This window comes from Acetobacter sicerae (assembly GCF_011516765.1).
GTDB classification, from domain to species: domain Bacteria; phylum Pseudomonadota; class Alphaproteobacteria; order Acetobacterales; family Acetobacteraceae; genus Acetobacter; species Acetobacter sicerae.
On sequence record NZ_JAAABN010000015.1, the window covers coordinates 44,787 to 67,501 of the forward strand.

Here is a 22,715-nt window from a genome sequence, read left to right on the forward strand (position 1 = left end):
GAGCCATTCTGGTCACAATGTCATCTGTTCGATAAGAGCGCTCTTTCCGTCAGCATTGTTTTGCCTCATGGAATAATCCCATGGACAGGCTTGCGACACTCGACCTCTTTGTCCGCATTGTTGACCGTGGCAGTTTCACTGCTGCGGCAGCCGATTGCGGCGTCTCCCGCCCGCTTGCGACCGCCGCGGTCAGGGCGCTGGAGCAAAGGCTTGGGACGCGCCTGTTGCACCGATCGACCCGCCACGTCCGGCCCACCGAGGAAGGCACCGCCTATTATCGCCGCTGTGTCGCGATCCTGGCGGACCTCGAAGACGCCGATCGTAGCGCGAGTGGTGCTGTTGCGGGACTTCTGCGCGCTGATGTGATCGGACGTCTGGCGCGCATGCTTCTGCTGCCGGCGCTACCGGATTTCCTCGCCCGTCATCCGGCGCTGACCGTTCATCTTGGCGAAGGCGAGCGGTTTGTCGATCTGGTGCGCGAAGGGGTGGATTGCGTGGTCCGGACCGGAAGCCTGCCGGACAGCGACATGATCGCCCACTCCCTCGGCGTTATGGAGGAGGTGACGGTTGCGAGCCCGGCGTATCTGGCGCGGCACGGAACGCCTGCCTCTCCCGACGATCTTGAGGGCCATCAGATGATCGGCTTCGTGTCTTCACGCACCGGCCAGCCTCTGCCGCTGGAGTTTACGCGCGGAGAGGAGGTGATCGAGATTTCGCTTCCGGCGCGCCTGTTGGTCGGAGGTGTTGATACCTATGCCGAAGCAGCCAGACTTGGCTTTGGCCTCGTGCAGGTTCCGCGCTACGGTTTAGCCAATGACCTTGCGAATGGCGTACTGGTCGAAGTGCTTCCTGATTTTCCACCCATGCCAACGCCGGTCTCGGTCCTTTATCCGAGCAGCAGACAGCTTTCTCCGCGTGTGCGCGTCTTTGTGGACTGGCTGGTGGAGATTATTGGCTCGCGACTTCGCCGGAATGCCGATGAACGTCCCTACGCGGGTGCGAAGGCGAGATAGAGCGAAATCGTTGCAATCGAGAGCACGGTGGAGGTCAGAACGACACGCCCGGTAAGAGCCGCCTCCCGGTCATGGAATTCCGCCAGCATGAACGAGCCGGTTCCCGTCGGGAGTGCGGCAAGAAGCACGGCAATATGCGTCGTCGCCGCAGGCAGGTGGAGCAGGGGCGCTGCAATGATCCATGTAACCAGAGGCTGGGCGATCAGTTTCAGACCGACAAGAATGGCGGCAGTGGACGGGCGTGCAGACGCGGCGTCGGCAGAATTCCCGGCAAGGAACAGACCGAGGGCGATCAGGGCGCAAGGGGATGCGGCCCCGCCGAGAAGTTTCAGAAAAGCATGAACCGGTCCGGGCAGATGGCCACCGGATACCATGACAAGGCCACCAAGCGTGGGCGCCACCAGCAACGGATTTTTCACCAGTGAGAAAAGCGTTTTCGTGACAATGTCGCGACGGCGTGCTTCGGTCTGCAGCCCGGCTTCGATCAGGACGATCGCGATGACAAACAGCACACAGACCGTCACGATCGTGGCGATGAGCGTTGGCGCCATGCCGGTATCGCCGACAAGAGACAGGACAAGCGGGAAACCGACGAACCCCGTATTGGCGTAACTCGCGTTCAGTCCGTCAATGGCGGCATCGGCAAGATGATGTCCTGTTGACACCCGCCACCACAGCGTTCCAGCGAACACGATAAAACAGCCGAGCGTGAACGCCGCAATGAAACCCGGCTCCCACAGATCGGTCAGTTTTGCGTTCGCCACGATGTCGAACAGTACCGCAGGCAGTGCGAGATAGACCACCAGCCGATTGATTTCGCGCGTGGCGTTGGGACTGAGCGCTCCCGATTTGCGCGCGATCCATCCGGTGAGGATGAGGGCAAAGATCGGCAGGACGATCAGCAGATTATTCAGCATCAAGGAACTCGGGAAGTCAGCAGAGGCGTGACGCTACCGGAGGCTATTGATATAATCCAATACTCAAACAGTATGCGATCAATGCTTTCAGGGTATCATATGGACACGCGGCATATGCGGTATTTCATGGCTCTGGCCGAGACGCTTCATTTCGGTCGGGCCGCCGAACGGATGAATATGAGTCAGCCGCCGTTCAGTCGTCAGATCGCCATGATCGAGCACTCTCTGGGCGTGAAGCTGTTTGAGCGAAACTCGCGGAACGTGGCGCTGACCCCTGCCGGAAAACACTTCATGAAAGACTGCCGAAACGTGCTGGGGCAGTTTGAGGATGCCTGTCGGGATGTAAGGCTGGTCGCCAGCGGTATGAAGGGCGAATTGCGGTTTGGATTCATGATGCATGCCGCCCACAGTGTCGTGCCGCAACTCGTGCAGCTTTATTCCGAGGCGCGGCCGGATGTCCGCCTTGTCCTTGATGAACGCACGCCGACAGAAATTGACGAGATGCTGGTGGCGGGAACACTGGATGCCGCAGTGACATTCGGTTCCGAATATACACTGAATCTGCAAACAGTTTTACTGGCCAGGGAACGGTTGCGTATCATCATGAGAAAGGACCATGTTCTCGCCGCAGCCAGACAGATCGGCCCTATGGCGCTCTGTAATGAGAGGATCATCGCCGCACCGGTCGCGACAGCGCCTGCTCTACGATCTGCGATCAATAGCTATTTTTCTGCCAAAGGACTTGTTCCGCATGTCGTGCTTGAACCCCGGTTGCAGCACACGATCATCCAGCTTGTTGCAAAAGGATTGGGCGTCGCGCTTATCCCGGCATCGCTGTGCAACGAACTGGGAGGCGGGCTGACATCAAGGGCTCTTTCAGACTCTCCTCAACTTGATGTTGTCCTTCGTGCGCCGATTACTACGAAAAACCCTGCGGTTTCGACATTCATGGAAATCGGAAAAGCAATGCAGCAGACTTCAATCTGATTCATGCAATCCATGTGGAGAGCCGATTTTCAATATTTTCTCCTGTCCGCTGATTTTTATACGAATGCGAAGATGACAGAAAGTCTCCTGACCTGTCCGGCCTGCAAAGGGATCGTTGAAAATCTGCGATTCATTGCATTTGGCCGACAGGAACAATCAGGATCATCGGGCGTTAACGTGGCGCTACCCGTCCGTATGGCCGGACAGTTCTTTTCCTTCGGATAAAAACCATGTCAAAGCCCGTTCTCGTTATCGGTGCGGGGCCTGTCGGTCTGACCATGGCTGTCGAACTGACCCGTTACTGTGTGCCAGTCAGGATTGTTGACAGGTTGCCCGCGCGTACCACCCAGTCACGGGCTTTGGCGATATGGCCACGAACCCTCGAACTGCTTGAGATGGCGGGATGTGTGGATGCTTTTACGGCCGCCGGGTTACATGCAAAAGCCGTCAGCATCCATGTCGGCAAGAGAACTCTCGCCCGTATTCCGCTCGGGACGATCGCCTCTTCCTTCAATTACCTGCTGATGCTTCCGCAGTCGGAGACCGAGCGATTGCTGGAGGACCATCTCGGAACTTCTGGTCTTGCTGTCGAACGCGAAACCGAACTGACAGACTTCATTAACAGGAAAGACGGTGTTTCGTGCACGCTCAGGCATGCCGGGGGCAAAATTGAGATAGTGGAAGCTGCATGGCTCATCGGTTGCGATGGTGCGCATTCCTTTGTTCGGGGCAGACTGGGACTGCCATTTGAAGGGGATACGTTGCCCATGGGCTTTGTTCTTGCTGATGCGCATGTGAAGGGTCTTACGATCCCGTCAGACGAACCGGCGATTTTCTGGCATCCGGACGGGGCCGTCATGTTCTTTCCCATATCGTGTGCTCGCTATCGTATCATCGCAGATCTGGGTTCTGTTCCGCTGCATATGCCGGATCTTGAGGAAATGCAGACAATTGTCGACAGGCGGGGACCGGGTGGAATCATCCTGTCTGATCCAGTGTGGCTGTCGGATTTTGGGGTCAATGAACGCAAGGTCCCGGATTACCGCAAGGGCCGCGTGTTTCTGGCCGGTGATGCCGCCCATGTTCATAGTCCTGCCGGCGGTCAGGGTATGAATATGGGCATGCAGGACGCCTTCAACCTCGCCTGGAAGCTGGCGCTTGTCGAACGCAAGGAAGCCGCGTCGTGTCTGCTGGACAGCTACAGTATCGAACGCAGTGGCGTTGCACGGCAGATATTGTCGGATTCCAGCCGTATGACCAGAGTTGTTCTGCTCAGAAGTCCGCTGACGCAGCGAGTGCGCAACTTTGTTGTAAAACATGGTTTCAGCATTCCGGTAATCCGTCATGCCATCGCCAATCGGCTTTCCGGAATCCAGATCAACTACCCTGACAGTCCTCTCAACATGGGGTCCGCCCGGGGGCTACGTGGCCCTGAACCGGGACAGCGACTGATTTCAGGACGAAGTGCCGGGCGAGACGATGTTCCCCGCTTTATACTTCTTGCCCGGAACAGCGCTGACGCGCGGGCCATGATTGCGCGTCATTCAGATTTGTTGGCGTCCGAAGTGCGCCTGCCACCGGATGGAAACGGTATATGGCTGGTGCGCCCTGATGGTTACGTCGCTGCTGCTGCAAAGAGTGGGGACTGGAAGGTAATCGATATGGCCTTAAATGGAATGAAAGTTTGAAATATCAACGCTGATGAACTTGAGCCATATTGGTGATGTCCGATCATGAAATCCGACCGTCCGTAGCTACTTTTGTGTCCGATATACGACGGCAGTTTCTGTTTTCCTATAGAAGACGTTAACCATACTCTGCCCGAAAAGTATAAAGTGGGATGGCGGAGAAATTCCGCCGTTATACCGGTATTGTTCCTCTGTTGAGTCGTTGCTTGATGGCTGTTGGCAGAGCGTGGTCTGTCACTGATCCGGTTTAAAAAACATCACCAGTTATAGGAGATGTTCCCATAAAAACGACGGGCCTGCCCCAGATAGCACTGATCCGAAGAGCATCCGGTAACATAATATTTGTTTGTCAGATTCGAAATTGCCAACTGAGCCTTTAAACCATGTAGTTTCGGAGAGAGTTCCGAAAAATCATAATGTGCTCCGATATCGAAAAGCACGTAGGCTGGAACTTTATAAGAGTTGGCGGCATCGGGATAGGTAAAACCTATATAACGAATACCCCAGTTTACACCCAGTCCATGAAAAATGGAACGAGGCAGGGTATAATCGATAAACGCCGACATCATGTTGCGAGGGACATTCTGCACATATTTTCCCTGTTCCGCGACAAGCTCCGTTTCACTCAGAGTCGCCAGATCGATTTTGGAAGTCGTCAGGTTGTTTTTTGCATACCGAATATCGGTATAGGTATAGGACGCCGTAAGATGCAGATCCTTTGTTATATTGGCGTTTGCTGACAGTTCGACCCCTTTGGCTGCGACCCGGCCAGCATCGGCACTGAAATTGGGATGTTCGTTATCTCCGACAAGATAATGATCTTCATTAAGATGAAAGGCCGCTGCCGTCAGAAAAACCTCGGTTTTTGGAATCTGGTATTTCAGGCCCACTTCGAACTGTTTTCCTGTGAGTGGTGAAAACGGCTTTCCGCGCCAGTCACTTGTTGTCTGAGGCACAAATGAGGTGCTGTAACTGAAGTATGGAGCAAGACCGAAGTCGAACTTGTAAACAAGACCAGCACGCCAGGTAAACGCCGATTGTGGACGCTCACTGGGCGATCCGCCTGAAAGAGTCGAAGTGCCATCCGAATTGTATTGCCGTGACCCGCTACGGTTTGTCGTGTTGAACCAGTCCTGTCGACCACCCAGAATGACGGAGAGACCTCCCCATTTGATCTGATCCTGGAAATAGACGCCTTCCTGAAAATAGGAAGTATGATTGAGATAACCCGTAGACCCACATGCGTAAGGATTGGCGATGCAGGGCACGAAATTGTAATCAGGAGAAAACAGATTGAGAGTGTCAAATTCACCAAACATGTTGGCGGTCTTTGATTCAATCTGACGAAAATCAGACCCGACAATCCAGGTATGGTGAAGTGGCCCTGTCGTGACGCGGCCCGTCAGACGGGTATCAAGCGCCACAGTCCGATTATATCCCTGTACCTCCCATGCTCTTCGTTTGACCTCACTGGCGGAAACCTGTTCGCTGAAATAGGAATTCTGGAGATCCCAGTCAGACGCCTCCCACCGGAATACCTGCTGAAAATCCAGGAAACTATTGAACTTGTGGCGGAACTGATATTCGAACATTGACGACGTCGTTTTGTTCGTGTTCCAGCGAGGCATGCCAAGAAATACACTGCGGGAAATCCTTCCATAAGGGCCGCGAAGAAGTGACCCGACAATAGGATAGACAACCGTATTGGCGCCGCTATCAGGAGTGTAGATGTAACTCCCAAGAACACTCAACGATGTTTTGTGATCAATATCCCACGTCAGGGACGGCAGGACACCGACGCGCTTATAATCGACATACTGGGTCTGTGTTCCCTGCGTAACGCCGATGGCGGCGACGCGATAACGCAGGTTGCCGCTTTTGGTAATCTTGTCGCTGACATCAACAGTTGCTTCGTACCGTCCCCAGTTTCCGAAACCGACTGTGGCCTGTCGCAGTGGCGTTGTCGTAGGTTTTTTCAAATCCATTCCGATAAGGCCACCCGGAGCAGTCTGTCCGTATGTGACAGAAGCCGGTCCGTTCACGACTTCAATCCGATCCAGAAAAGCGGTTTCTGCGGCTGTATAGGAACTGGATTGCAGCCCATCGACAAACTGCGTTGTCACGAAACCGCGCTGTCTTATACCGTTTTCACCGCTATAGGCTGCGCCGGTCAGATTTGTACCCTGAGCTTCAGAATAAACGCCTGCACTGTACCGTAATGCCTGAGCGACATTCTGGGCCTGCTGATCGACCATCTGCTGCTTGGTCACCACATAAATCGAATTGGGAATTTCGATGAGCGGCGTATTCGTTTTTGTTCCGGCCATGGTGTTCTCGGCAAAATAACCAACACCGGGACCTGTCGGGTCTTGATGGGTGACAGCTCCTCCCACGCGGACAGGACCAAGTGTGATTGACGATGAGCTTTTACGTTCCAGAATGAGTGTGCGCGCATTCAGTCTGCGGAACTGGACGGATGTCCCGCTCAGGAGAGTGGAAAGGGCTGCTTCTGGCGTCAGTGTGCCCGAAACACCTTTCGTCGAGATGCCTGTCGTTATGGCAGGATCGTAGGATATCTGCCGCCCCGATTGCTGGGCAAAGGCCGATAGCGCGCTGGCGAGCGGCTGTCCGGCAATATGGAAGTTTTTGACCTCGCTGTCCTGTTGTGACGGGTCAGACGGTGCCGCCAAAGCTGGAACGCCATGCAGCAGTGCGATTTCCGTAATGCCGATCATCAGGTAATGCCGAAAACGCTGCGCAGCGCGCGGAGCCGTCTGACTGTTGGCTGCCATCCTTAAAATTGCCTCTTCTTCCCGAATGCCACACAGGTATGCGATCAATTATCATTCGCATAATTATGAGAAGAACGAGGGCGATCTTTTTATAGGGGAAAAGAGAAAAATTGCGGTGTGATTGGAAAAGACGTGTTCTGAAAATGATTATCGCTTGAGCTGATCATGATGATTTCGCGCTGATCAGCAGAAAACGAGAGTCTATCTCCTTGACCGAAACATGGGCAGGAGCTGCGACCGCTCTCAGAGCGCCCGGTATGTCTGTAAGATCATACGATCCGGCGACATGGATCGTATCAAGGCCCTTTCCATAGGTAACAATAAAGCCCGGATAATAGCGTCGCAGCGTTTCCACCACTGAATGAACGGTTGCGTCACTGACTGTCAGACGTTTTTCCTTCCAGGAACCGACCTCGGACGGATTCACATGAGACTGCGTGACTGTCCCTGACCGGACGTTGATCGAAACAAGATCTCCTGCGAACATCTGACGTTCGGTGGTCGCGCCCTGAATGCCATAGTTGAGGCCAATGCGACCTTCATTGACGGCCACGTCGATCCGGTCGTCACTTTTGTTGACATCGAAGCGTGTGCCGATGTCACGAGCCGTCATCTTGCCAGCCAGAACGACAAAGGGATGAGTGCTGTCATGACGCACGTTAAAAAACACTTCGCCTGCCAGAACGCTCACCTGTCGTTGTCGGGATGTATAGTGAAGGGCGATGGCGGAGCGTGCTCCCAGTGTCGCGATGCTGCCGTCAGGTAACTGGACCATCCGGTTCTCGGCTGTGCCTGTCCGATAATCCGAGAGAACAGAAAGACGGATATCGTTTCTGAACAGAAAGACTAACCCGCATGCACATACGGCGCCAGCAAAAGCGAGGATACGTCGACGTCTGAAAACAGGATTTCTCGGCTGACTGATGGAAGCTCTTTCGAGCGGCAGGAGGACAGGCCCGATATCTCCTGTCAGATGCCAGATATCCACCATGCCTCGCCAGGCCGCATCGTGTGCGGCATCAGCTTTCCTCCACCGCTGAATTTTCGCATGCAGCGATGTATTCTCCGGGTCGTCCAGAAGCAGAACCAGAAATTCGGTAGCCTCCGAGACTGCCCGTGAATCATCTTCGGTCGAGGAGGCGTTCATGGAATCCCCATGGAAAAATGAGCTGACGCCATATTCTGATAGCGCGCCTTATAATGAGACGAATGAAATATCCTGTTTTCAAGGAAGAGAGTCTTTTTGCGTCCGGCATTTCTCCTCGTCCAGAGCGTATTTACATTCCCTGAATGCATCCGCGATCAATTGTGCGGCTCGTCCTATGGATATGTCGAGAACCTCAGCGATTTCACGCAGCTTATAGCCGCCAAACCTCTGCATTTCGAAAGCAAGGCGTGTCCGTTTTGGTAAAGTGTCCAGAACAGAAGCAATGACGGCGAGTTGTGACCGGGAGAGGGAGGAATCTTCAGGAGTGCGGTAGTCTACCGAGAGCGCTGCGAGAACCTGTTCAGTATATGTTTCTTCAAATCTTACCTTGCCTGAACGCATATGATCCAGAGAAAGCCGTCGCACGATCTGTATGAAATAGGGCAGGGGGCTGATGACAGTCGTGCCGCTACTGACCGCCTGCGACACATTGACGAAAGCATCCTGCACGATGTCTTCGGCTTTTGTACGGGAGCCGACAATTCTGGTGGCGAGGTTCAGGAAACGAAGCCTGTTGTCCAGATAGACTGAAAGAATTGTTTCGTCGCTTGCCACTGCATTCCGTTCCAGCGCTCACAGAATCTGACATGCCGAAGCATGGCGAACATTATTAAGAATGGATCGCAATTGCAAGGACGGAAGAGGTGGGAAGCGGTTGTGATGTGCGGGATGACCAGCATGTCAGGACAGCGTTTTTTACCCCTATAAAAACCGGCGACCTGTTCGTCATGCAGCATCCGGATACGCGATGTGTTGCCAATGAGGCGGAGAGGGTTAAATCGACAGATCTCCTGAAATATCAAGATGGGTTTACAGGATTCGGACTGCCTGTTCTTGCATTATTTCAAACGGACAACTGCCTTGGTCACCAGCAGATAAAGCGCCGGGGTCGTGAACATGGTCTGGGCCTGACTGACGAGCAGGCCACCGATCAGCGCGATGCCCAGCGGCTGGCGCAGTTCCATGCCGTAGCCGCCCATCAGCACCAGAGGCAGCGCGCCGAGGGCCGCGGCAAAGGTGGTCATGACGATGGGCCGCAGCCGCAGCAGACAGGCCTCGCGGATGGCGTCCCGTGGCGTCATGCCGCGTTCGCGCTCGGCATGGATGGCGAAATCCACCAGCAGGATGGCGTTCTTCAGCGAGATGCCGGTGAGCAGCAGCATGGCGATCACCGCCATGCCCGAGAACGGCAGCCCGAACAGGTCGAGCGCCATGACAGCCCCGATCCCGGCCGAGGGGATGGTGGAGAGAATGGTCAGCGGGTGCCACACGCTTTCATACAGCATGCCCAATGTCAGATAGACGGCGAGCACAGCACCGACGATCAGGATCTCGCTGTCATGGGTGCTTTTGCCGACGTCACCCTCATCACTCTGCAGTTCACCGTTTATGGTTCCCGGGAGATGCTGGTTCCGCCATTCCTGATCGATGATCGCCTGCGCCTGTGACAGGCTGACGCCGGGGGCCAGTTCCAGCGCCAGCGAGGCGGAACTGGCATAGCCGAGATGGGTCACGGCCACCGGGTCGAGGCTGGAGGTAATGCGGGCCACGACCGACAGCGGCACCAGTGTCTCCGCCCCGGTCGCCACAGCCGAACCCGTGGAAGCATTGGCCCCGCCCGCCAGAGAATTGGCGATCTGGTTTCTGAATGCCGTGGCACCCGTTGAGGTTGTGGTGCTGGCCGCAGCCGATGTCACCACCCGGATGGTGTTGGACGCCGAGCTGCCCGACGCTGATCCGCCGGACGGGCTGACCCAGAACTGCTTGAGGATCTCCGGATCGCGCTGGAAGCGGTTTTCCACGGTCAGCACCACGTTATATTGCCCGTGTGTCGTGTAGACGACCGAGGCCGTGGTCTGGCCCAGCGCATCAGACAGGGTGTTGCCGATCACCTGCGGCGTGACGCCAACGCGGGCGGCGGTATCGCGGTCGATCGCCAGGGTGATGCCCTGTCCGGGCGGATCGACGTCCGGGTCCACATCTGCAAATTCCGGGTGATGACGCAGGGCTTTCGCCAGTTTCCGTGTCGCCGGCCCCAGCAGCCGGTCATCCTCGCTGCGCAGGATGTAGCTCACTCCACTGCTGTTCGAGCCAACCCGCATCATGATGTTGCCCGGCGCCTGCGCGTGATATTCGGCGTGAATGTCTTTCCCCATCCGGGCCACCACGCGGGCCGCCACTTCCGTTCCCGATGCCCGCCCGGTGGACAGGTCGCGCAACGAGGCGAACACCATGCCGTGGCTGGAGCCTTCGCCGGTATCGAGATAGGCGATGACGTGGCTGACGGCCGGGTCTTCCAGCAGCACCCTGCTGAACCGCTCCAGCCGGGCCCTGGTCTGGGCAAGAGAACTGCCGCTGCCACGCGACCCGCCCGAGACAATGCCGATATCCTGACGCGGGAACACGACCTTTGGCATACGCAGAAACAGAAAACCGGTCGCCAGCAGGGTCAGCGGCAGCAGCAGTGCCGTCTTGCCGGGGTGGGTCAGGCAGATTTCCAGAGTGCGCCGATACAGGCTGCCGCTGTGTTTTTCATGATCCAGAAAATCTGCGGCATCCACTTCTGGATGAACGGCGGTTCTGTTTTCGGCAAAGCGCATGCACAACGCCGTCAGACACGGTGTGACCATGCAGGACAGGATCAGCGACACCGTCACGGCGACCCCCACCGTCCCGGCAAACTCCCGGAACAGCCGTCCCGTCAGCCCAGACGCCAGCCCGATCGGTAGGAACACCGCCAGCACCGAGACGGTGATGGAGAGCAGCGTGAACGCCACCTCGCTGGCCCCGGCAATGGCCGCCTCATCAATGGACAGACCGCGCTCACGCATGCGGATGATGTTCTCGATCACCACAATGGCGTCATCCACTACCAGCCCCGTGACCACCGTCAGCGCCATGAGCGAGAGGTTATCCAGCCCAAACCCCGCCAGATGCATCGGTCCAAGACTGGCGATCAGGCAGCACGGCACGATGATCGCGGCTGCGATGGACGCGGTCCATGACCGCAGGAATACCCAGACCACAGCCAGCGCCAGAACACAGGCGGCCAGCAGCGTCACCAGCGTATGATGGAGCGAGGACCGGATCACCGTCGACCCATCCCGCGCCACCGCGATATCCGCTCCCGGCGGCATCAGTGTCCGCAATTGCGGGAGGCGGGCCTTCACCGCATCGACAATGCCGACCAGATTGGCTCCCGGCTGGGCGCGCACCATCAGGGTCAGGGCCGGTTTTCCGTCAAAGAACGCGGCCGCGTTCACGTCCTGCATGCTGTCGGTGACGGTCGCCACGTCACGCAGGAGGATGGGTCGTCCGTTCTTGTAGGCGATGACCATATTGCGATAGGCATCGGCGTGCTCGGCCTGATCGTTGACGGAAAGCTGGTAGCGCTGACCAGCCGTATCGATCACGCCCTTCGGTGTATGCGCATTGGCCGAAGCCAGCGCCGCGCGCAGGTTTTCGAACCCCATGCCGTATTTGAAGAATAGCAGCGGGTTCATCTCCACCCGCACGGCGGGCGCGGAACTGCCCATGAGCGTCACATCGCCCACACCCGGCACCTGCAGAAGCATCGGCCGAAGGGTGGTGTTCACCAGATCATACAGCCGCACCATGGACTGCATGCCCGGTGTCACGGCAAGGATCAGCACCGGTGTCGCATTGGGATTGGCGCGATGGTAGCTGGGATCGGACCCCGGCGTAGTCGGCAGGTCGTGCCGGGCAGCGCGGATCGCCGCTTCCACATCACGCGCGGCGCCGTTGAGATCGCGCCCCAGTTCAAACCCCAGCGAGATGGAGGTCTCACCCCGCGTGGAGGTGGACTGCATCTGCGTCACACCGGCGATATTGCCCAGATGCCGCTCTAGCGGGGCTGCCACCGTACGAGCCATGACCTCGGGCGAGCCGCCTGCGTTGGAGGCGGAGACCGAGATCACCGGCAGGTCCACATCGGGCAGGTCCGAGACCGGCAGATGGGGCAGCGCCATCAGTCCCGACAGCATGGCGGAAAGCAGCAGCAGGAGGGTCGCCACCGGGCGACGGACGAACCAGGCGATGAATGTCAAGGAAGATGTCCCGTCCCTGCGGGAGGGCTCTGTTTATCAAGACGATCGGGAAAGAAATTTTTTCCAGTAATCGGGCGAAAATATTTCGCCCTTCTCATCGCGCCTCCATGTCGGAGGCAGCGCCGACCGACGGCGTCACGGTGATGGCCGCTCCCTGCACGGCCAGACCGTGCTCGGCCGCGACCCGGCGCAACAATGTCGCCACTTCCGGAGCATTGCAGGCGATTTTTCGACCGGTGCCAGCCTCCACGAAGGTAATCGCGAGCGCCGTCCTGCGTTCCGGGGCCACGCTGTAGCGCCACAGCCGGTCAGGCGTGACATCACGACGCAGGATGCCACGCTCCACAAAAAGATTCAGGTTGCGCTGGATTGACCCTTGGGAGGGGGCGTGTCCATGTTCCATCATCCGGCTCAGCGTCTTCCAGAGATCCACCGCAGTCGTCCCGGGACCGGCTTCAAGAACACCATGCAGCAGCACCCGTCGGAGATCGGTCATTCTGATGTCGACGTCTTCGCAGCGGTCTTCCAGCCTGCGCACGGCGCTGCGGTTGGCCCCCATGCCGGGGCGAATCTGGTTCAGCGCAGGCGGTGAGCGACGGTGTTCGGAGTAGGTGAGCATCGGAAACCCTTTCAGGATCTTGGACAGTTTTTCGCGCTCAGGCAGAACATGACCGGCAAGGTCAGAAAAACTGGATCTTGGGGAAGAGATGACGGCGGCGGAGGCAGATTACCGACACGCCTGAGCATCGCGAGTGCTTCCTCATCCAGCAAAGGATGACCGGAACTTCTGGCAAGACTTGGCGTCAGGATGCGCCCGCTCCGATCGACCGCAAAACCGACAAGGACGATGCCTTGCTCATGATCTGCCCGGGCTTGGGGAGGATAATGGCGGATGTCTGTCAGTCTGCTGACAATCCCGGCCTGCCACAGCGCCAGATCGTTCTGACTTTCCGTAACGGATTGAGCCTGTCCCTGTTGAGGAGAAAGTGCTGAGAAAACCAGAAGGCCAATGACCGGAAAAAGATACCGTCCCGGCACACGATACTGACGCCTTCTCATCGCTTCAGTCTCCACCCGCATGAATGTAGAATTCGACGGGCACGGTCAGGGTGATGGGATCGCCCGCGACACTGTCCGGTGGGATGGGCAGGGGCTGGGCGCGTTTGGGCAGCGCCACCGCTTCCTGATCGAGAAGCGGATGACCGGAACTGCTGGTCAGCCGGACCGACAGCACATGGCCCTTGCGGTCCATGGAGAAGGTCACGGTCGGCACACCTTCCTGATGATCGGCCATGGCGTCGGACGGATAGCGCTTGAATTTTTCCAGTTGCGCCAGCAACGCCCCCTGCCATGTCACCGGGTCGTGTGATGCCTTTGACGACGAAGCTCCGGGAGCCGGGGCCGCCTGGGTTGGAGCGGGAGGCGCTTCCGCTGACGGCGGCGCGGTCGTGGCCTCGGCCGGTGGTGTCTTGTCCGGGATCGGCTTTTTCAGTTGCGGGACCGGCTTGCTCTTTTTGACGATCTTGCGCGGCTTCTCCGGTTTGGGCACCGGCACCGGCGGATTGGGCGCGGGTGATGGCGGAGCCGTGATCTTCGGTGGCTCGACCGGTGCCGGATCGGGGATGGACTGGGTCTGTTTCGGTCCGATGGGCGCATCCGTGGGCGGGGTCGGCGTCGAGACCGGTTCCGGGGCCATGTCGATGGCGATCGCGGCAGGCGGCGGTTCGGGCACGGCCATCGGTGGTGGTGGCAGGCGCATGATCCACCAGATGCTGCCGCCACAGACCGCCAGAACGGCGAGGAAGGACAGGCCCCAGCGGAGTGCATCTTCCCGCCGGGCCAGAAGGAGTTGTTGGCGCTGCCAGTCGGCAAAGGAGAAGGGTGCGCCCTCGACGGCGACGTCCTGTCCCTGTGTCACGTCTGCCGTGCCGCTCACGGTGCCGCTCCGGATGCGGGTGCGGCAGGAGCCGTATTGCCGGATGGCGCAGGCGTCGAGTCAGCCTCGCTGCCTTCTTCCTGCCCCTGAAGATTCACAAGGGCGACCTTGAGGTATCCGGCAGACCGCAGCTTATCCATCACCCCCATCAGCGTGCCGTAATCGACCGTCTTGTCGGCGCGGAGGAAAATGCGTTCATCTTTGTTGCCTTTTGTCGCGGTTTCCAGCGCGCCGGGAAGCGCATCGGTGCTGATGTCGTCCTCGCCCAGCGCCAGACCATGATCGGCCTTGACGGTGAGAAACACGGGATCATCCGGACGCGGTGTCGGCTTTTCGGTCGAGGACGGCAGGTCCACCGGCACGTTCACCGTGGTCAGCGGGGCGGTAACCATGAAGATCACCAGCAGCACCAGCATCACGTCGATGAACGGCGTGACATTGATCTCGCTCGCCTCATGCGGGTTCTCATCGGTATGGCGGATGCGGATCATGCCGCCTTACTCCCCGGCAACCGAGCGGCTGTCGCGCGATGCGCCAAGCCGCACCACCTGTCCGCTCGCGGTCAGGGCCTGCATGCGACCGAGATCACGCGAGACCAGTCGCATCACCAGTGCTGTGAGGTCGGCCACCTGTGCGCGGCACGAGGCGGTCTGGCGGGCGAGATGGTTGTAGATCACCACCGCTGGAATGGCCGCAACCAGACCCAGTGCTGTCGCCAGCAGGGCTTCGGCAATGCCGGGAGCCACGACAGCAAGGCTGGTGGCCTTGCTCGCCGCGATGCCGGTGAACGAGGTCATGATGCCCCAGACCGTGCCGAACAGGCCGATGAAGGGCGAGGTCGCGCCAATGGTCGCCAGCACGCCGGTGCCGCGCAGGAGCCTGCGTCCCTCGGCCGCTTCAAGGCGCTCCAGATGCAGGACGATACGCTCCTTCAAGCCCTCGCTATCATCGGGGATATCCTGCGACCGTGCGCGTTCCGTCTCGGCGGCCATGACCAGTGTGTGGGCGATGCCGTTCTGGCGGGTGCCTTCCTCGCCGAGGTCCAGTGTATTGGCCTGTTCCAGCGTCTGCTCGGCTTTTGTCAGCTTCATCCGCACGCGCAGCAGTTCGACCGATTTGGCGATGAAGATCGTCCAGGTCAGCAAAGAGGCCACAGCCAGCAGGATCATCACGCAGCGGACCACCGGGCCGGCGTTGAGGAACATGTCCCACGGGGAAAAGGAAATGGGGGCAAGATCGGTCATGAGAGACCTCCTTTGGAAGACGGTCTGCGCCACGCTCTGATCAGGCAGATGACCGTAACGATGAGAGGAATGGAAAGGGCGGCCCATGACAGGACGAGCCAGACACCATGCTGGCCCAGCAGGGCGGACAGCAGGCCGAAGGTGGTGAGCAGGCCCAATGCGATCGGCCATGGCCAGACGGCGACGAAAGAACGTGATGCCGAAACAGGAGGAAATGGCATGGGTTTTTCTGGAGAAACGGCGTTCATCATGCGTGCTCCGCCAAAGCAGCCACGCCGTCCGTATCATCCAGTTCGTAACCCAGCGCGCGCAGGCGGGCATCGGTGGCGATCTTCCGCTTGCCTGCCCACAGCACCAGACCGCTGACCAGCACCCCGATCACAACGATATCGAGCAGCGCCCACAGGATGCGCAGCGGCATGCCGCCGTAATCCCCGAAATGCAGGGGGCGGGAAATCTCCAGAAAGCGCAGGTACCACGGCATCGGATACGCCCCGGTCAGTTCGCCCGTGCGGGCATCGACCAGCACCGGCGTGAACAGGCGCGCTCGCAGCGGTGTCGCGCCACGGGTCCAGAGCACGTAATGCACCGGACTGCCGAAGGACGCGCCGGGGAAGGACAGGCCGGTCACCTCATTGCCGGGGGCGGCTTTTGCCGCCGTATCGAACGCGGCCTGCACGGAAGACAGATGATCCTGCGACGGCACCGGCAGGTTGGCGTAGGGACGCAAAATCTGCCGCACGTCTGTCACACGCCACAGGCCGAACAGCGGGGTCTGGAGTTCGTTGACCAGTCCGGTAAAGCCTACGACCGTCGCCCAGACCAGTGTGGCGGCTCCCAGCAGGTTGTGCAGGTCGAGCCATGTCAGGCGGGAAGCCCGGTCGCGCCGGACCGAGCCGAACGGCAGCCGCTTCATGAACCGGCCATACAGAACCGTGCCGGAGATCAGCGAGGCCACGAACACGCCGCCCATAAGACCGAGAAACAGGCGACCGGGCAGTCCCGCAAACAGGCTGATATGAAGCCGATTGCAGGTGCCCATGATGATGCCGGTCCAGGTGCGCGGTTCCTTGGGGGCATCCGCCGGACGGGATTGCTCCAGTACCTTCGCCGTGCGGGCGTCGAACTTGATCCAGTGGCCGGAATGGCGGTCGGGATAGGTCTCGTCGTCCTTCAGGGCCTGCCAGCTTGGAGCCATGGAGACCAGTACCGCCGGTTCATCGTCGTCCGGATTCACATTGGTGATGATCTGCCCCGGATACAGCGCCCGCGCTTTTTCCACGATGACATCGAGGCTGGCGTTGGGCGCGCCGGGTGGGAGAACCTCATAAGGCGGATCATCATCACCGACGAACGTGTCCCAGATCTGCTCGGAAAACAGCAGCGGCAGGCCCGTCACGCACACGATCAGCAGGAACAGCGTGCAGACAAGGCTCGTCCATTTGTGGACCACAAACCAGCGGCGAAGGGTGCGGGTCGTCATGGAAGAAATGCGCCAGCGGATAACGCGTATCGGCTACCCTTGAAGGAATAAGAATAACACTGAATCGCAACTGCATGATGGGAAGGCGGTCGGCCGCGCTGCATATGAACTCTCCCTGCGTGCCCGGAACACGCAGTCCCTGACGGCGTCCGGAATGAAGACGGGGCAAACCCCTCATGAAAGTAAGGATGTTTGACGGCCCCGTTTTTTCAGAAAGAAGCGCACTGAATGACGGACTTGTGATATACTTCTTTACAGGAGGCCTTGCGTTTCCTCCTCAGAAAGTAAGCTGCTTTCATAAAAGAGAGCATGTTCAGGCGTTTTCGCGACCCACTTACGACAACGAAGGTGTGTTACAAAACCTTGCGGAAAACGGGATCGTATGCCATCACAGTTGCGAATCTTTCTTATTTTCTGACTGCTGACATTGCGGTGCCATCGGGAACATCCGCTCTTGAAGTCCAAACATCCGTCTTTTGAGCTTTATGAAGCGCACCGTCCCGGTCTGTTGTCCTATGCGCGACAGTTGTCCGGAGACGCCGTGCTGGCTGAAGACATCGTGCAGGATGCATGGTTGCTGTTTGCCCGGCAGTCGGCAGGCACGATTGTGTCACCGGGAAGCTACCTGCGCACCATTGTGCGCAACCTTCTGATGACCCGTGCCCGTCGCGCCAAAATCGAACGCATGAGTGAGGCGGATTTTGACGTCGTCACCGCGACAGTCGCCGACGAGGCCGTTTCACCCGAAGAAACGGCTGCTGCCCGTGAAACCATGATGCGGGTGATGGACGCGCTGGATGCGTTGCCTGAACGGCAGGCGGAGGCCATTCGCCTGTATCATTTTGAAGGAATGAAATTACGGGAAGTCGCGGCTGTGCTGGGCGTATCCATCCCGATGGTGCATGGCCTGATTACGGAAGGTCTGGCAATCTGCAACCGGATACGTAAGGAAGGGCAGTAGGCCCCGGTGCATTTGAATTATTTTCTGAAAAACAGGCGATGCCGAACATCTTATCGGTATGCCCTTGCGAAACAGCCTCTCGCGCGTCCGTCGCTTTGTCTTTCCTGCGCAGGGACGGAACGATCCTGCGTGCGGCGCAGGGAGCCATCGTGTGACCGAACCGCGTAGTCCTGATGAGGTCGCTGCAGGCTGGTATGTCTTCCTGCGTGAGGAGCCGGACGACAGGGAACTGAGACACCAGTTCGAGGTCTGGTTGCAGAAAAGTCCGGTGCATCAACAGGCCTGGAACGAAATCAACGAAACACTGGGCGTACTGTCATCCGCGCCATTCGAACGGAAAAAAAGCTCCGTTACAGGGAGGGGAAGCGGGTCTGCGCCAGCGAATGACCGCGTTGGTGTGCGCCGCGTAAGAATGGCGTCTCTTGCCGGCGCCGTCATGGCGGCCTGTGTGGCCGCCTTTGTGCTTGTGCCCGATCTGAGCCTGCGGCTGCGGGCTGATCATTACACGCAGGCGGGAACGACGGAGGATATCCATCTGGCCGATGGCAGCGAAGTCATTCTGGCCCCGCGTTCCGCGCTCGCCATCCACATCAACGCGCGTGAACGCCGGATCAGTCTGTTGCGCGGTGAAGCCTATTTTGTGGTGCATCATGATGCTGACAGGCCCTTTACCGTCACCGCAGGTTCTGTGACGACCACCGATATTGGCACCGCTTTTGATACGCGCACGGAGGGAGATGAAACTTCCGTGGCGGTGCGGGAAGGAGCAGTCCATGTGTCCGGTCTGGGCGGTATTTCGCTTGAACGTGAGCTTCGCTCCGGTGACCGGATTGACGTAAAGGGAACGCGGGTTGATGTCGGTTCCCAGTCGCCTGAGACCATCGGGCTATGGCGTGACGGGATGCTGGTCTCGCAGGGCAACACCATTGCCGAAATGGTGGCTGTCCTTCAGCCCTGGACCCGGACACGCATTATTATCGCGCACGATACACTGGCGACGCGAAGGGTCAGCGGTTCCTACGATCTGCGCCATCCGGAAGCTTCGTTGCAACTGATCGTGCATCCCTATGGCGGAAAGGTCATGTCTCTCACGCCATGGTTTGCGGTTGTAACAGGACGCTGAGCGGACATCGCCGTTCTATGGTGACGATTGCCCCCGTTGAAGCTGTTGCTGGTTTGGCAGCGTCAATGACCTCATGAGGGCCCGTGTTTATCATTGTGAAGGGGCGTCATGCAGGATGAGGTCATCGCCGGATCTGTCGGGACGCTTGCAGCATTCAATGAGCCGGAGTGAATTCCCATATGTGATAAAGAAAAAATCATTATTAAACAGATGGCTATATGGATTTGAGGCATAGCAACAAAAAAATCTGAACTTTTTTCCGAAAAAACAGGCTTCCCGTGCATCTCACTATCATGACTTTGGAATGCAAATGATTTGCATTCAAGATTCCGATGACAGGAAGAGCCGTACCTATGCCGTCACCACAGTTTCTGAGGAGACCTCTGGCAACATCGCTTCTGATGCTGGCCACGACCACAGCCTTGACCTCCTTTATTCCGACCGGCGTGCGGGCGCAGACGACACAGGTTCAGCCAAAATTCAATTTCAGTATTCCTGCCGGATCACTATCCAGCGCACTGGTGTCTTTCAGTTCGCAATCTCATATTCAGGTGACAGCGCAAACCCCGACAGTAGCAGGGAAAACAACATCGGGACTGCATGGTCAGTTTACATCCGGAGAGGCTCTGTCACGTCTTTTGCAGGGAAGTGGATTGTCCTATCAACCTTTGGGAGATCGTGCGTTCCAGATTGTTCCCGCCACTCAGGCGACCACGATTACTCTGGGCGCGGTAAGGGTAGGGGGAACAACGACGGCAAATCAGGATCCTGCCGGTCCGGGTGTGGGGTATGTCGCCACCCGCACGATGACAGGGTCAAAGACGGATACGCCGATCATCGAAATTCCGAATTCCATTCACGTTATTACCAAACAGCAGATGATCGATCAGCAGCCTCAGAATGTCATGGAGGCTCTGCGATATATGCCGGGTATCAGCGTCGAAGCTTTTGGTGCATTCGGTAACGGTCCGGCCAGTGGATTAAATCCTGGTGCTATACAGCAGCGTGGATTTGATACCTCCCAGTTTGTCGATGGTCTGCGTTCCTATTCAAGCAGTGCTGGAGAAACGGCTTTTCTGGAACGGATCGAAGTCATGAACGGGCCGTCCTCCGTGCTATACGGGCAGAGTACGCCGGGCGGCATGATCAACATGAGTCTGAAAAAACCAACGGAGACACCGTTACATAACGCGACAGTCGGGTTTGGTAACTGGGGCCGTTATGAAGCAACCGTTGATGTCAGCGATAAAGTCAACCAGTCTGGGAGCGTAAAATACCGTATAGCAGCCATTGGGGTGACTCAGGGTTCGCAGACCGACCATGTCGATTATCATCGTGTTGGCGTTCTGCCTTCCCTTTCCTGGGATATCGACCATAAGACAAATCTCACCTTTGTGGGATCCTATATGTATACGCCGGGCGATGGGACGAACTGGACCCAGTTGCCGCCAGAGATGCTCCTGAATGTCAATCATAATGGGCGCATTCCCAGAAGCCGGTTCCTGGGAGATCCGAACTGGAATGTTTCCGGACAAAAGGATTCCCTGATCGAATATCAGTTCCGGCACAGCTTCAATAAATGGGTCGATTTCAGTCAGAATTTACGATGGGAAAGATCGGAGGATTTCGAAAAAAGACTGACTCGTGGTCGTATAATACTTCCGGATCAGTATGGTCGTGCGGCTTATGAAGGAGGAGGACTGGCCTCGACCATTGGTCTTGATACGAGAGTTGGCGGGAAGTTTTCCATCGCATCAGTGCATAATACCTGGATAGTAGGCACTGATTTCCGACAGTATGATGACAAGAGCTGGAGCACATCGGACCACACCATGGGATATAATGGATTTCCCGGCTCCGATGGGTATTCTTTTGTGAATGTTTATAATCCTCAAAGTAACTATATCCCATGTATCAATGTTCATTCAAAAACATGTCAAAATACGACATATGGAAGTAATAATTCCTATTTTCAGGAGGGGGTTTATTTTCAGGATCAAATAAAATGGAAAGGGCTATCCATAACTCTTGGAGGACGCCAGGACTGGGTCAATTATCACGGATATACAGATCAGGGTTCGAATGAGAACTCAGACCATACTTACACTGTAACAAGGAGTCATGATCTTCCTCGACCACAGAGTGCTTTCACGTGGCGTGCCGGTCTGGTTTATAAATTCTCCTTCGGCCTTGCTCCGTATTTCAGTTACTCGACATCCTTTGTTCCACAAAGCTTCGGTCAGAGAAGTTGGTCAGGAAAGCTGTTTCCTCCGCTAACTGGAAAACAGCTGGAAGCAGGCATGAAATATGAGTCTCCTGACCATAATATCTTTATCTCGGCTGCTGCATTCAGGATCGATGAAGACCATTTTCTGGTCAACGATCCGGATCATGATTCTTATTCAAGCGACGCTGGAAAGGCGCGTTCACAAGGTTTCGAGATTTCCGCCAACGCAAACATCACTCACGACCTGAGGTTTAATGCGTCCTATACTTATGATGAAGCTACTTACCTTGACAGCAATCTTTCTGATACTCAGGATTATGCTGATGGCAGCACGGGAAGTGTCGTTGCTGAAAAAGGAAAATATGTAGAAAGCATTCCGCGTAATATGGTGTCGGCATTTCTGGATTACACCCCGCCGGCGCGTTTCCTGAAGGGGTTCGGAATTAACGGAGGTGTCCGGTACAAGGGATTTACTTATTCCGATGCGGTAAACAGTTATAAAGTTCCTGCGTATGTGTTGTTCGATATTGGTGCCCATTATGATTTTGGTCAGGCATTCGCTTCCCTGAAAGGATTGCGTGCCCAGCTTTCAATTTCAAATCTGACCAATAAATATTATATTGCTTCCTGTGGTGGAACTTATTCCTGTTATATTGGGCAGGGAAGGCGTGTTTATGGTAATTTGAGTTATACATGGTAGAAAATATTTTTAAAAAATGTGGTTTGTAAGGGGGAGGTAAAGGTCGCAATATCCGCAATGCAGGCTAAGGCATGTCGTGAGTTCGTTTATGGCGTGTCGTCAGTTATGACGTGAGGCTTGAAGGAGCTTTTACTCCCATTTGATCTATGATTTTTCTCCCTGTTTTAGGAACGGGGCGAGCGTGAATACGTCGGCATAGTCTGAGCGATGGTCAGTGGGAGTAGATAAAGGATTTTCTTCCAGGTCGTGAAGGTCATGTCGGCGAACTGCTGCGTATAATCGTCTGTTTGTGGAAGCGGTCTTGTATCGTTACCGTGCTGGTGTTTCCTGCTTGTCCGTTTTGGGAATAGGAAGAATGTTCACAGACGAC

18 protein-coding genes and 1 pseudogene are annotated in these 22,715 nt (G+C 56.9%); 7 read left to right on the top strand and 12 right to left on the bottom strand.

What is annotated here, in order from left to right; all coding sequences use genetic code 11:
- Positions 1 to 80 precede the first annotated feature (80 nt).
- On the top strand, positions 81 to 1,013 hold the full coding sequence (locus tag GVI59_RS14355; protein WP_173574860.1) for a LysR family transcriptional regulator: 933 nt from the start codon (positions 81 to 83) through the stop codon (positions 1,011 to 1,013).
- Here the strand turns inward: GVI59_RS14355 and GVI59_RS14360 are convergent.
- Complete coding sequence (locus GVI59_RS14360) at positions 989 to 1,930, bottom strand: AEC family transporter (RefSeq protein ID WP_173574861.1); 942 nt, start codon at positions 1,928 to 1,930, stop codon at positions 989 to 991. The two genes, GVI59_RS14355 and GVI59_RS14360, sit on opposite strands and share 25 nt — an antisense overlap.
- Positions 1,931 to 2,029: 99 nt before the next feature.
- Between GVI59_RS14360 and GVI59_RS14365 the strand changes: the two genes are divergently transcribed.
- Both GVI59_RS14365 and GVI59_RS14370 read left to right on the top strand, forming a co-directional pair.
- Positions 2,030 to 2,917: a LysR family transcriptional regulator gene (locus tag GVI59_RS14365; protein WP_173574862.1), complete on the top strand. Its 888-nt coding sequence runs from the start codon at positions 2,030 to 2,032 to the stop codon at positions 2,915 to 2,917.
- A 230-nt stretch (positions 2,918 to 3,147) separates the two neighbouring features.
- Positions 3,148 to 4,605: an FAD-dependent monooxygenase gene (locus GVI59_RS14370; RefSeq protein ID WP_173574863.1), complete on the top strand. Its 1,458-nt coding sequence runs from the start codon at positions 3,148 to 3,150 to the stop codon at positions 4,603 to 4,605.
- A gap of 257 nt (positions 4,606 to 4,862) precedes the next feature.
- Here the strand turns inward: GVI59_RS14370 and GVI59_RS14375 are convergent, their stop codons facing one another.
- The 11 genes from GVI59_RS14375 to GVI59_RS14425 form a co-directional block, all read right to left on the bottom strand.
- The gene (locus tag GVI59_RS14375) at positions 4,863 to 7,397 is read right to left on the bottom strand and encodes a TonB-dependent siderophore receptor (RefSeq protein WP_173574864.1); all 2,535 of its coding nucleotides are present in this window, start codon (positions 7,395 to 7,397) and stop codon (positions 4,863 to 4,865) included.
- A 163-nt stretch (positions 7,398 to 7,560) separates the two neighbouring features.
- Positions 7,561 to 8,544, bottom strand: coding sequence for a FecR family protein (locus tag GVI59_RS14380; RefSeq protein ID WP_173574865.1), 984 nt, complete (start codon positions 8,542 to 8,544; stop codon positions 7,561 to 7,563).
- A 78-nt stretch (positions 8,545 to 8,622) separates the two neighbouring features.
- Positions 8,623 to 9,159 carry a sigma-70 family RNA polymerase sigma factor gene (locus tag GVI59_RS14385; RefSeq protein WP_173574866.1) on the bottom strand — a complete coding sequence of 179 codons (537 nt, stop codon included), beginning with the start codon at positions 9,157 to 9,159 and terminating at the stop codon, positions 8,623 to 8,625.
- Between the two features lie 284 nt (positions 9,160 to 9,443).
- Complete coding sequence (locus GVI59_RS14390; protein WP_173574867.1) at positions 9,444 to 12,671, bottom strand: efflux RND transporter permease subunit; 3,228 nt, start codon at positions 12,669 to 12,671, stop codon at positions 9,444 to 9,446.
- A 94-nt stretch (positions 12,672 to 12,765) separates the two neighbouring features.
- Positions 12,766 to 13,290, bottom strand: coding sequence for a Fur family transcriptional regulator (locus GVI59_RS14395; protein WP_173574868.1), 525 nt, complete (start codon positions 13,288 to 13,290; stop codon positions 12,766 to 12,768).
- A gap of 11 nt (positions 13,291 to 13,301) precedes the next feature.
- Positions 13,302 to 13,730 (bottom strand): energy transducer TonB, encoded by a 429-nt coding sequence (locus tag GVI59_RS14400; RefSeq protein WP_173574869.1) that lies wholly within the window; start codon positions 13,728 to 13,730, stop codon positions 13,302 to 13,304.
- Between the two features lie 4 nt (positions 13,731 to 13,734).
- Complete coding sequence (locus GVI59_RS14405) at positions 13,735 to 14,607, bottom strand: TonB family protein (RefSeq protein ID WP_173574870.1); 873 nt, start codon at positions 14,605 to 14,607, stop codon at positions 13,735 to 13,737.
- Entirely contained in the window at positions 14,604 to 15,098 is a 495-nt protein-coding gene (gene exbD / locus GVI59_RS14410; protein ID WP_173574871.1) for a TonB system transport protein ExbD, read from the bottom strand. Before exbD ends, GVI59_RS14405 begins: the two co-directional genes overlap by 4 nt.
- A gap of 6 nt (positions 15,099 to 15,104) precedes the next feature.
- Positions 15,105 to 15,851 (bottom strand): tonB-system energizer ExbB, encoded by a 747-nt coding sequence (gene exbB / locus GVI59_RS14415; RefSeq protein ID WP_141302611.1) that lies wholly within the window; start codon positions 15,849 to 15,851, stop codon positions 15,105 to 15,107.
- On the bottom strand, positions 15,848 to 16,099 hold the full coding sequence (locus GVI59_RS14420) for a hypothetical protein (RefSeq protein WP_173574886.1): 252 nt from the start codon (positions 16,097 to 16,099) through the stop codon (positions 15,848 to 15,850). The genes exbB and GVI59_RS14420 overlap by 4 nt, the downstream gene beginning before the upstream one ends.
- Positions 16,099 to 17,334: a PepSY-associated TM helix domain-containing protein gene (locus GVI59_RS14425; protein WP_173574872.1), complete on the bottom strand. Its 1,236-nt coding sequence runs from the start codon at positions 17,332 to 17,334 to the stop codon at positions 16,099 to 16,101. The genes GVI59_RS14420 and GVI59_RS14425 overlap by 1 nt, the downstream gene beginning before the upstream one ends.
- Positions 17,335 to 17,788: 454 nt before the next feature.
- Between GVI59_RS14425 and GVI59_RS14430 the strand changes: the two genes are divergently transcribed.
- From GVI59_RS14430 to GVI59_RS19070, 4 genes and pseudogenes are all read left to right on the top strand, one after another.
- Positions 17,789 to 18,295, top strand: a complete 507-nt coding sequence (locus tag GVI59_RS14430) for an RNA polymerase sigma factor (protein ID WP_173574873.1) — start codon at positions 17,789 to 17,791, stop codon at positions 18,293 to 18,295.
- A gap of 151 nt (positions 18,296 to 18,446) precedes the next feature.
- Positions 18,447 to 19,418, top strand: coding sequence for a FecR domain-containing protein (locus GVI59_RS14435; RefSeq protein ID WP_173574874.1), 972 nt, complete (start codon positions 18,447 to 18,449; stop codon positions 19,416 to 19,418).
- 401 nt (positions 19,419 to 19,819) lie between these two features.
- Complete coding sequence (locus GVI59_RS14440; protein WP_173574875.1) at positions 19,820 to 22,345, top strand: TonB-dependent siderophore receptor; 2,526 nt, start codon at positions 19,820 to 19,822, stop codon at positions 22,343 to 22,345.
- A gap of 224 nt (positions 22,346 to 22,569) precedes the next feature.
- Positions 22,570 to 22,714, top strand: a pseudogene (locus GVI59_RS19070) (IS5/IS1182 family transposase); the annotation flags it as partial.
- Position 22,715 lies beyond the last annotated feature (1 nt).

Bases quoted from the DNA above. Each gene is read 5' to 3' on its own strand.
- GVI59_RS14355 (WP_173574860.1), top strand. From the start codon at position 81: ATGGACAGGCTTGCGACACTCGACCTCTTTGTCCGCATTGTTGACCGT.
- GVI59_RS14360 (WP_173574861.1), bottom strand. From the start codon at position 1,930: ATGCTGAATAATCTGCTGATCGTCCTGCCGATCTTTGCCCTCATCCTC.
- GVI59_RS14365 (WP_173574862.1), top strand. From the start codon at position 2,030: ATGGACACGCGGCATATGCGGTATTTCATGGCTCTGGCCGAGACGCTT.
- GVI59_RS14370 (WP_173574863.1), top strand. From the start codon at position 3,148: ATGTCAAAGCCCGTTCTCGTTATCGGTGCGGGGCCTGTCGGTCTGACC.
- GVI59_RS14375 (WP_173574864.1), bottom strand. From the start codon at position 7,397: ATGGCAGCCAACAGTCAGACGGCTCCGCGCGCTGCGCAGCGTTTTCGG.
- GVI59_RS14380 (WP_173574865.1), bottom strand. From the start codon at position 8,544: ATGAACGCCTCCTCGACCGAAGATGATTCACGGGCAGTCTCGGAGGCT.
- GVI59_RS14395 (WP_173574868.1), bottom strand. From the start codon at position 13,290: ATGCTCACCTACTCCGAACACCGTCGCTCACCGCCTGCGCTGAACCAG.
- GVI59_RS14400 (WP_173574869.1), bottom strand. From the start codon at position 13,730: ATGAGAAGGCGTCAGTATCGTGTGCCGGGACGGTATCTTTTTCCGGTC.
- exbD (WP_173574871.1), bottom strand. From the start codon at position 15,098: ATGATCCGCATCCGCCATACCGATGAGAACCCGCATGAGGCGAGCGAG.
- exbB (WP_141302611.1), bottom strand. From the start codon at position 15,851: ATGACCGATCTTGCCCCCATTTCCTTTTCCCCGTGGGACATGTTCCTC.
- GVI59_RS14420 (WP_173574886.1), bottom strand. From the start codon at position 16,099: ATGAACGCCGTTTCTCCAGAAAAACCCATGCCATTTCCTCCTGTTTCG.
- GVI59_RS14425 (WP_173574872.1), bottom strand. From the start codon at position 17,334: ATGACGACCCGCACCCTTCGCCGCTGGTTTGTGGTCCACAAATGGACG.
- GVI59_RS14440 (WP_173574875.1), top strand. From the start codon at position 19,820: ATGCTGGCCACGACCACAGCCTTGACCTCCTTTATTCCGACCGGCGTG.